Annotated in this window: 8 protein-coding genes; 4 read left to right on the top strand and 4 right to left on the bottom strand. The window is 63.7% G+C overall.

Annotated features, from left to right (window positions below):
• The first annotated feature begins 376 nt into the window (after positions 1-376).
• The 4 genes from MOV61_RS14835 to MOV61_RS14820 all read left to right on the top strand — a co-directional run bounded on the left by MOV61_RS14835 (position 377) and on the right by MOV61_RS14820 (position 4,616).
• Positions 377-718, top strand: coding sequence for a sarcosine oxidase subunit delta (locus MOV61_RS14835; RefSeq protein WP_247137111.1), 342 nt, complete (start codon positions 377-379; stop codon positions 716-718).
• Positions 715-3,690 carry a sarcosine oxidase subunit alpha gene (locus tag MOV61_RS14830; RefSeq protein ID WP_247137110.1) on the top strand — a complete coding sequence of 992 codons (2,976 nt, stop codon included), beginning with the start codon at positions 715-717 and terminating at the stop codon, positions 3,688-3,690. Before MOV61_RS14835 ends, MOV61_RS14830 begins: the two co-directional genes overlap by 4 nt.
• Positions 3,683-4,243, top strand: coding sequence for a sarcosine oxidase subunit gamma (locus MOV61_RS14825; RefSeq protein ID WP_247137109.1), 561 nt, complete (start codon positions 3,683-3,685; stop codon positions 4,241-4,243). The genes MOV61_RS14830 and MOV61_RS14825 overlap by 8 nt, the downstream gene beginning before the upstream one ends.
• Before the next feature lie 64 nt (positions 4,244-4,307).
• On the top strand, positions 4,308-4,616 hold the full coding sequence (locus tag MOV61_RS14820; RefSeq protein WP_247137108.1) for a hypothetical protein: 309 nt from the start codon (positions 4,308-4,310) through the stop codon (positions 4,614-4,616).
• Between the two features lie 47 nt (positions 4,617-4,663).
• Here MOV61_RS14820 and MOV61_RS14815 read toward each other — a convergent pair whose 3' ends face one another.
• The 4 genes from MOV61_RS14815 to glgX form a co-directional block, all read right to left on the bottom strand.
• The gene (locus MOV61_RS14815; RefSeq protein WP_247137107.1) at positions 4,664-5,905 is read right to left on the bottom strand and encodes a cyclopropane-fatty-acyl-phospholipid synthase family protein; all 1,242 of its coding nucleotides are present in this window, start codon (positions 5,903-5,905) and stop codon (positions 4,664-4,666) included.
• 85 nt (positions 5,906-5,990) lie between these two features.
• Complete coding sequence (locus tag MOV61_RS14810; RefSeq protein ID WP_247137106.1) at positions 5,991-7,049, bottom strand: DUF2332 domain-containing protein; 1,059 nt, start codon at positions 7,047-7,049, stop codon at positions 5,991-5,993.
• 5 nt (positions 7,050-7,054) lie between these two features.
• Entirely contained in the window at positions 7,055-7,540 is a 486-nt protein-coding gene (locus tag MOV61_RS14805) for a MaoC family dehydratase (RefSeq protein WP_247137105.1), read from the bottom strand.
• 131 nt (positions 7,541-7,671) lie between these two features.
• Positions 7,672-9,621: a glycogen debranching protein GlgX gene (glgX, locus tag MOV61_RS14800; protein WP_247137104.1), complete on the bottom strand. Its 1,950-nt coding sequence runs from the start codon at positions 9,619-9,621 to the stop codon at positions 7,672-7,674.
• Between the last annotated feature and the right edge of the window lies 1 nt (position 9,622).

Genomic DNA, 9,622 nt, shown 5'->3' with positions numbered 1-9,622 from the left:
CACCGGCTGGCAGCGGGGCTGAACCTCGACCGGTTCCGCACCGGCCGGCTGATCGACGAGGCGGCGGCCGCCGCCGTGGCGCATTGATGAGGGGCGGGATGTTTTGCCTTCCGGACCAAATTGTGCCCTTCGCTCCAACTCCACGGCGGTCACGCATGGGAGAAGACGGTGCGGCATACCGATCTCCCCCCTTGAGGGGGAGATGCCCGGCAGGGCAGAGGGGGGTAACCCTCTCGGTATATTCTTCCGACGCCGTATTTGCCGCACCGTCGCTACCCCCCTCTGTCACCTTCGGTGACATCTCCCCCTCAAGGGGGGAGATCAGTGGGAGCCTGCCTCGCTCACATTCATCCTCCCAACCCCTGCGGAGCCCCGCATGCTGCTGATCCATTGCCCCTATTGCGAAGAAGACCGCTCGGAACTGGAATTCCGCTGGGCCGGCGAGGCGCATATTGCGCGGCCGGAGAATATCTCGGCGATTTCCGACGAGGAATTCGCGGAATATTTCTTCCTGCGCAACAACGAAAAAGGCCTCACCTATGAACGCTGGCGGCATATCCACGGCTGCGGCCGGTTCTTCAACGCGGCGCGCGACACGGTGAGCGACCGGTTCCTGATGACCTACAAGGCGGGAATGCCGAAGCAGGTACTGTCCGAAACCGGAGCTTCCGAAGAGACCGTCGAGACCTATGAAGCAACAGAAGGAGACGCCCGATGAGCGCCTCCTCCAATTCCGGCACCTTCCGCATCAAGGGTGCGGGGCGGCTGACGCCCGCCCGCACGGCGCGCTTCACCTTCGACGGCAAGAGTTATACCGCGCTGGAAGGCGATACGGTCGCCTCGGCGCTGTTGGCGCATGGCGTGCATCTGCTTGGCCGCTCGTTCAAATATCATCGGCCGCGCGGCATCTTGTCTGCCGGTCCGGAAGAGCCGAACGCGCTGATCGACGTCTCGCGCGATGCGGCGCGGCGCCAGCCGAACGTGCGGGCGACCGTGCAGGAAGTCTTCGACGGGGCAAAGATCGCCTCGCAGAACCGCTGGCCGTCGCTGAAGTTCGATGTCGGAGCGATCAACAATCTGTTCTCGCCGTTCTTTGCGGCCGGCTTCTACTACAAGACCTTCATGTGGCCGCGCGAGGCCTGGGTGAAGATCTACGAACCCTTCATCCGCCGTGCGGCCGGCCTTGGCGTTGCGCCGACCGAAGAAGATCCGGATCACTATGCCAACCGCTATGCCCATTGCGACGTGCTGGTTGCCGGCGCCGGCGTTGCCGGCCTGACGGCGGCACTTTCGGCGGCTGCGACGGGGCAAAGCGTTTTCCTCGTCGACGAACAGCCGGAAGTCGGCGGCGCGCTGCATTACGATGCCGCGACCACGATCGACGGGCAGAACGGTTACGACTGGGCGCAGGCGACGGCGGCAAAGCTGAAGGCGATGCCGAACGTGACGGTGCTGACCCGCACGACGGTGTTCGGTTATTACAATCATGGTTTCCTCGGCCTCGTGGAGCGGGTGACCGACCATGTCGCGAAGCCCGGCAAGGACCTGCCCCGCGAACGGCTGTGGCAGGTGCGAGCCAAGAAGGTGGTGCTGGCCACCGGTTCGATCGAGCGGCACATGGTGTTTGCCAATAACGACCGGCCGGGCATCATGCTGGCGTCAGCGGCACGCACCTTCCTCAACCATCACGGCGTCGCGGTCGGAAGGCAGGTCGGCGTCTATACGGCGCATGATTCGGCCTACGAGACGGCCTTCGACCTGAAGCGGGCGGGCGTCTCGATCGCAGCGATCGTCGATTGCCGCGCCGATCCCGGTGAGGCGCTGCTGGCGGAAGCCCGTGCGCTCGGGATTTCTGTTTTGAGCGGCCATTCGGTGACCGATACCGGCGGCCGGCTGCGGATTTCCTCGATGACGGTGGCGCGCAACGGCGGCGGCGATGCCCGCAAGATTGCTGTCGACGCCCTGATCGTCTCGGCCGGCTGGACACCTTCGGTGCATCTGTTTTCGCAGTCGCGTGGAAAACTCCGGTTCGACGACGTCAACCAGCGTTTCCTGCCGAATATCTATGCGCAGGATTGCGTTTCCGTCGGCGGCTGTAATGGCACGGATGACCTGGCCGAACTGATCGACGAGGCGATTGTGGCGGGTGGCGGTTCGATCGCCCTTGCCGGCGAAAACCGGTTCGAATGGACCGGCGGCATGATCGGTGCGGCGGAAGGTGCGGGGCCGGATACGACGGTAAAAGCCTTCGTGGATTTCCAGCACGACGTGACCGCCAAGGACATCCGCCTTGCGGTGCGCGAGGGGATGCACTCGATCGAGCATATCAAGCGCTTCACCACCAACGGCATGGCCTCCGACCAGGGCAAGCTTTCCAACATGCACGGCCTGGCGATCGCTGCCGAAATGCTCGACCGGCCGATCCCACAGGTAGGGCTGACGACGTTCCGCGCGCCCTACACGCCGGTCACCTACGGCACGCTGGTCGGCCATTCGCGCGGAGAACTCTTCGATCCGGCGCGCAAGACGCCGATGCACGCGCTCGAAACGGCCGAGGGCGCCGAGTTCGAGGATGTCGGCAACTGGAAGCGCGCCTGGTATTACCCGAAGCGCGGCGAGGACATGCTGGCCGCCGTCAACCGCGAATGCAAAACGGTGCGTGAGGTGGCGGGCGTATTCAACGGTTCGACGCTCGGCAAGATCGAGGTGGTAGGTCCCGATGCGGCGCAGTTCCTCAACCTCATCTATACGAATGCCTGGGACAGCCTGAAACCCGGCAAGAGCCGCTACGGGATCATGACTCGCGAGGACGGTTTCGTTTATGACGACGGCGTCGTCGGCCGGCTTGCCGAGGACCGCTTCCATGTAACGACCACGACTGGCGGGGCGCCGCGCGTGCTGCATCATATGGAAGACTATCTGCAGACGGAGTTCCCGCATCTCAAGGTCTGGCTCACCTCGACCACCGAGCAATGGGCGGTCATCGCCGTGCAGGGGCCGAAGGCACGCGAGATCATCCAGCCGTTCGTCGAGGGCGTCGATATTTCCAACGAGGCCTTTCCGCATATGAGCGTGGCGGAATGCAGCGTGATGGGCGTGCCGGCGCGGCTCTTCCGCGTCTCGTTCACCGGCGAGCTCGGTTACGAAATCAACGTGCCGGCGGACTACGGTCCGGCGGTCTGGAAGGCGCTCTGGGAGCGGGCGGAGCCGATGGGCGCCTGCCTCTATGGCACCGAGACGATGCACGTGCTGCGCGCCGAAAAAGGCTATATCATCGTCGGACAGGATACGGACGGCACGGTGACGCCGCACGATGCGGGCCTTGGCTGGGCTGTTTCCTCCAAGAAGCCGGATTTCGTCGGCATTCGCGGGCTGAAGCGTCCGGACCTGGTACGCGAGGGCCGCAAGCAGCTCGTTGGGCTGCTGACGAAGGATCCGGCGCTGGTGCTGGAGGAGGGCGGCCAGATCGTCGCCGATCCGAACCAGGCCAAGCCGATGACCATGCTCGGCCATGTGACCTCCGCCTACTGGTCGGAAAATTGCGGCCGCTCGATCGCGCTGGCGCTGGTTGCCGGCGGAAGGGCGCGGATCGGCGAGACGCTCTATGTGCCGCTGAAAGACAGGACGATCGAAGTGGAAGTGACCGACATGGTGTTCTTCGACAAGGATGGAGGCCACATCCATGGCTGATTCTGGGGCTGATCTGGCAAACCGTACTTTGCCTCTTTCCGGTTTCCACGGCGGTTCATCGACCGTCCGCCTCGAAGCCGCACCGCCCGCCGAGCGCATTTCGCTGCGCGCCAGGGCCGAGGATGTCGCAGCACTCTCCTCGGTGCTCGGCGTCGATCTGCCGGTCAGGCCGAAAACGTCGGCTTCCGCCAATGGTCGTTCGGCGCTGTGGCTCGGGCCGGACGAATGGCTGGTGATCGCGGAAGAGAACGGCGGGCTGACGCAGGCTGCGAAGAATTCCGGCGCTCTGCATTCGGCGACCGACGTCTCCCACCGCAATACGGCGATCATTGTGTCGGGGCCGGGGGCTGCAGCGGCGATCAATGCCGGCTGCCCGCAGGACCTGTCACTGAGGGTCTTTCCAGTGGGCGCCTGCTCGCGGACCGTTTTCGGCAAGGTGGAAATCGTGCTTCTGCGAACCGGCGACGATGCCTTCCGGATGGAGGTGTGGCGGTCGTTCTCGGACTACGCCTTCGGCCTGTTGACAGAAGGTGCGCGGGACGCCGCCGTCTGAGACAATCGCATGGCTTGACTTCATCCTGCAGAACCGCACTCTCTCCCCACAAGGGGAGGACATCATGGAACAATTCGGACTGATGGCGATTGCGGTCGTCGCGGCGGTGATCGGCGGGGCGATTGCCGCGAAACTTGCGGGGATCGAGATTTGGAAAGGCGCGCTGATCGGTGCCTGCGCGTCCGTCGCCGGGGTGATCGCCTCATCCGCACCGGGTATCGACCGGAACCTCTCGATCCCGATGGCCGGCCTGATCGCGGCCGGCATTTCCGGCTCGGCCGTCGGCCTGACGCCGACGCGCACCGCCCAGATCGCGATCGGTGCGGCATTGCCGCCACTCATCGGTTTCGTGCTGATGGAAATGGGCGCTTAGGTAGCGGGGATCACTCGCTGGGCTGGGCCGACTGTCGTCCGAGCCTCTCACAGCGAAAGGTTTAAGCCTGCTTCCCGCTCGATATAGGCGCGCTGCTGATCGGTGATGTAGTCGCGCACGATCGGTGCCGCATCGCGCGAGCGCGACAGTTGCATATGGAAGACCAACTGGCTGCCGGTGCGGAACATCATCTCGGCGCTGATCAGGTAGAATTCCCACATGCGGGCGAAACGCTCGTCGTAAAGAGCAATGACCGCACCACGGTTCTTTTCGAACCGTTCCGACCAATGGGCAAGCGTGGTGGCATAATGCACGCGCAGAAATTCAAGATCGGTCACCCACAGGCTGTTGCGCTCGACCACCTCGAAGACCTCCGACAGGGCCGGCGAGTAGGCGCCCGGGAAAATGTATTTGCGCAGCCACGGGCTTGCCATGCCGGGCGGGCTCATATGGCCGATCGAGTGCAGCACCGCCAGGCCGTCGTCCGGCATCAGGCTGTTCAGCTTGGCGAAGAACTCGTCGTAATGATGCACGCCGACATGCTCGAACATGCCGACCGAAACGATGCGGTCGAATGTTTCCGTCACGTCGCGATAATCCTTGAGCTCGAAGCGGACACGGTTGTCGAGCCCGGCCGCCTGCGCCCGTGAGGAGGCGAGCGCCTGCTGTTCCTTCGACAAGGTGACGCCGAGGACTTCGACATCTTCGAGCCTCGCGAGGTAGAGCGCTAGGTCGCCCCAGCCGCAGCCGATATCAAGTACCTTCATGCCCGGCTTGAGGCCGAGCTTGGCTGCCAGCAGCCGCAGCTTGTTACGCTGCGCCTGTTCCAGCGTCTCGGTCTGCTCGCGGAAATAGGCGCAGGAATAGAGCATGTTGTCGTCGAGGAAGAGTTTGTAGAAGTCGTTGCCGAGATCGTAATGGTGCGCGACGTTCTGCTGCGCCTGGCCGCGGCGGTTGGATTGCTGCCGCTTGCGGAAGCGCATCTTGATGCTGCGCAGAACCTTCTGGAGCGGATAGGAGCCGAGCGACAGCCGGTTGACCGAAAACAGCGTCAGGAAATCGCGCAGCGTCGAGCCGTCCTCGAACCGCATCGTGCCGTCCATATAGGCTTCGCCGGCCGCCAATTCCGGATTGAATACCAGGGTCCGGTAGAGCCGTTTGTCGGTGAGGCGCATGGTGACCGCCGGGCCGGGCGTACCGGCGAACACATGGCGGTTACCCTCTGCATCGATGACCGTCAGGCGGCCACGGCGGATGAAGGATTTCATCATATGCGACAGCGGAAACATCAGCATCCCCCCGGAACCATTAGCACCCGAAGGACAGGCTAACATCAAGTTTCGGGAATGGCGATCAACAGTTCGCGCGCCGATCCTATGCTTCCCAGCCCTTCCATCTTACCCAGCGGCCGTGGGGATCGATGCGGGCGAGCTCCCGGGTCTCGCCGGTCGGCCAGATCTGCAGGCTGAGTGCTGCGCTGTTCGGATCGTCGTCCATTTCCATCTGCAGGCGGGCGAGCGGGGCTGCTTCCGTCGCCCGGCTGCCGGCTTCGGCGATGATCGCCTCGCCTGCCGAGCGGGCTTCCGGCGGCAAATATTGCCAGGCGATCGAGTGGTAGACGACATGGACCGTGCCGGGCACAAGCACCTTCAGGCGCTTGTCGCGCAGCCAGGCGAGCGCATCGCCCTTTTCGACGAACGCTGGGTGCTCTCTGGCGATCTGCAGCGCTGCGCGGGTACGTTCCACCCGGTCCGCCTGGTCGGCCCAGATGTAGGACAGCAGCCGCAGGCAGTCTTCAGGCGAGTTGGGGTCGAGAGGGTTGAGGTCGCAGCCGGCGCGATCGGTAATGGTGATGTCGACATCCGGCGGGGGCGGGCCTTGCCAGTCGGGCTTCAGCCGGACCGGCGATGACGGATCGCCCCAGAGCAAACCGCCGAGATCGTGGTGATAGCCGTCCCAATTGAGATTGAGGCCCATGCTGGCACCGAATTCCGACAGGACCAACGGTCTGCGGAACAGATCGGCGACGGTGAGGAAACCGGCCAGCAGGCCGCTCGACCGTCGCACCTCGTTGGTTTGCGGGGCGAAATTCAGCCGTTCGAGAATGAAGGCTTCATGGGTTTCGAAGGCACCGGCAATCGCCGTCCAAAGAGTGTCGTCGCCCACGTCGTTCGGCGGATAGGCTGCCTTCAAGCGATCGTCCTTGCCGTCGATGATCAGCGCATGCAGCGCGCCGGCGAGGCGGGTTGGAACCAAGTCGCCGCGGGTGCCGGGATCGCCTTCCCAGCTTAGAATTCGCCGACCCACTTCTGTCGAACGGTCGAGATGGTCCAGCATCAACGTGCCGAGGCGAGCGGTAAAGGGTGACCCCAGGAGCTCGCCCCCGACGACCTGTTCACGGAACGCCTGCCTGATTTCGTCTTCGGATGCCATCGCGTTCACACTCCTTCCGGCCGGTCCTTCGGGTCGAACTGGATGATGGTGATCCAGATGGCCGTGAGCGCCAGTTTCCTTTCGTTCTCGATCTCGACCGAGACGTCGTACGTGGTCATCAGCATGCCGGCACCGCGGAAGCGGGTTTCGGCCAGCGTGAAATGGCCGCGGATGCGGCTGCCACTTTTGACCGGCGACATGAAGCGGATGCGATCGAACCCATAATTGATGCCCATCGTCTGTTCGCGAATCCTCGGCACGCAGTCGAAGTTCATGGCGGACAGCAGGGACAGCGTCAGGAAACCGTGGGCGATGGTGCCGCCGAAGGGGCTTTCGGCCGTGGCGCGCTCCGGATCGACATGGATGAACTGGTGATCGTGGGTGGCGTTCGCGAAGAGGTCGATCATCGGCTGATCCACCGTGATCCATTCCGATACGCCGACTTCCGTGCCAACCAAACCTTCGACTTCGGTTAGCGAAATTTCACGCATGCGACCTCTCTGATTTCTTCTGGACGTTGACAATCCCGGACGAAACGCCGCCTTGCACTTCCCCAAAAATGCTCAATAGCTGTCGGACTTTACAGGGTTTGCCCTGGTTGGCGAGTGATTTTTGCAGCGCGTCATTCCTCGATGCAGAAACGCACGGAACGGGCGGAAAGCACCTGGTTCCACAGCTCCCGGGAGGCGAAATGTTTCCAACCCCAGCCGGGAAGCGCGAAGCTTGCCGGCTCGTGGCCGCGGTTGAAGAGGATGGCGATGCGGGTGTCCCTGTCGGTCTGCCGGTCGAGCGTCTTCAGCACCATGCCGAGCACCGGGTTGCCGGGATCTTCCCAGTCGCCAACCTCCATGGGCTTTCCGGAGGCGGACAGCCATTCGACATCGCCGTTGCCGGTGAAGAAGGAGGTTTCCGAAAAAACAGTGAAGCGTTTTCGAAGCGCGGCGAGCATGGCGGTGTGTTCGACGAGCACCTTGTCGATCTTGCTCCAGTCGAACCAGGTGATCGCATTGTCCTGGCAATAGGCATTGTTGTTGCCGCGCTGGCTGCGGCCGGCTTCGTCGCCCATCGTCAGCATGACAGTGCCGCGGCTGGCAAACAGGGTGGAGATGAGGGCCGCGGCATCGCGGCGGCGGTTCTCGTTGATCGCCGCATCGTCGGTCTCGCCTTCAACGCCGTTGTTCCAGGAGAAATTCTCGCCGTGGCCGTCGCGGTTCTGTTCGCCGTTCGCCTCGTTGTGTTTGTGCTCGTTGGAGATAAGATCCATCAGGGTGAAGCCGTCATGGGCGGCGAGGAAGTTGACGGTGCGGCTGCGGCCGGACCTTTCGAAAACATCCGATGACCCCGAAAGCCGCGTCGCGAGCGCGCCGATCGTCCACTGGTCGCCGCGCCAGTAGCGGCGCATGTCGTCGCGGGCGCGGTCGTTCCATTCCAGGAAAGGTTCCGGAAAATTGCCGAGCTGGTAGCCGCCGGCCCCGATATCCCAGGGCTCGGCGATCAGGATGCGGTCCTTTAGCGCCTCGTCGGAGATCATCGCCTTCAGGGTCTCGCCCTTGGCATCGAAACCGCTTTCCGTGCGGCCGAGGACGGGGGCAAGGTCGAAACGGAAACCGTCTATGCCGGCATGGACGACGAAATGGCGGAGCGTATCGATGATCAGCCGGCGGACATAGGGATGGTCGCAGGCGACCGTGTTGCCGGTGCCGGTATCGTTGACCAGATGGCCGGGCTCGCCATAGACATGGCGGTAATAGGAGCGGTTGTCGATGCCGCGCATGGAGAGTGTCGCGCCAAGCCTATCGCTCTCGCCGGTATGGTTGAAGACGAGGTCGAGGATGGCGCCGATGCCGGCCTGGTGCAGCGTCGCGACGGTCTCGCGCAGTTCCCTGATGCCGCCAGGGCAGAGGCGTGGATCGAGCGCCATGAAGGCGACCGGATTGTAGCCCCAGCCGTTGGTAAGGCCGAGCGGGGGAAGGTGGCGTTCGTCGATCCAGGCGGTGATCGGCATCAGCTCGATCGCATCGACGCCGATCTTCTTCAGGTGCGCGATGATCGAGGGATGGGCAAGCGCTGCGACCGTACCGCGCTGCTTTTCCGGGATCGCCGGGTGGAGCATGGTGAAAGGTTTGACCGCGACCTCGTAGACGAAGCCGCCGGACGGCAGGATCGGCCGGCCGATCTTGGCGAGCGGGTCGCGGGTGACGATCGCCCTCGGAACCAGATCGGCGGTGTCGACGCCGAACATGGAGAGCCGGGCGTCGTGCCGGAAGGGGCGGTCCAGTTCGCGGGCATAAGGGTCGACCAGCAGTTTCGAGGAGTCGAACCAGGAGCCGTTATCGGGATCGTAGGCACCCCAGGCACGGTAGCCATAGCGGGCGCCGGCACCGAGCGCCGGCACCGAGATGCGATGGATATCGTCGCGGCCACGCACCAGCCGGTGGCGGGCGATTTCCTTCTTTCCCTCGGCGTCGAAAAGGCAGAGCTCGATCCGCTCGGCATGGTGCGACCAGACGGCGAAGTCAGCGCCGTCTGCGGTCAGGGATACGCCGAGTTTCGGGTCAGAGGGTCTGGCCAAC

This window comes from Neorhizobium sp. BETTINA12A (genome assembly GCF_023006485.1).
Classification (GTDB): Bacteria; Pseudomonadota; Alphaproteobacteria; order Rhizobiales; family Rhizobiaceae; genus Neorhizobium.
Note: the sequence above shows the minus strand (reverse complement) of the source record. Positions and strands in the feature narration are given on the sequence as shown.

Excerpts from the sequence above, each read along its gene's own strand:
- MOV61_RS14830 (WP_247137110.1), top strand. The coding sequence starts at position 715 with ATGAGCGCCTCCTCCAATTCCGGCACCTTCCGCATCAAGGGTGCGGGG.
- MOV61_RS14810 (WP_247137106.1), bottom strand. The coding sequence starts at position 7,049 with ATGGCATCCGAAGACGAAATCAGGCAGGCGTTCCGTGAACAGGTCGTC.
- MOV61_RS14805 (WP_247137105.1), bottom strand. The coding sequence starts at position 7,540 with ATGCGTGAAATTTCGCTAACCGAAGTCGAAGGTTTGGTTGGCACGGAA.
- MOV61_RS14825 (WP_247137109.1), top strand. The coding sequence starts at position 3,683 with ATGGCTGATTCTGGGGCTGATCTGGCAAACCGTACTTTGCCTCTTTCC.
- MOV61_RS14820 (WP_247137108.1), top strand. The coding sequence starts at position 4,308 with ATGGAACAATTCGGACTGATGGCGATTGCGGTCGTCGCGGCGGTGATC.
- MOV61_RS14815 (WP_247137107.1), bottom strand. The coding sequence starts at position 5,905 with ATGTTTCCGCTGTCGCATATGATGAAATCCTTCATCCGCCGTGGCCGC.
- MOV61_RS14835 (WP_247137111.1), top strand. The coding sequence starts at position 377 with ATGCTGCTGATCCATTGCCCCTATTGCGAAGAAGACCGCTCGGAACTG.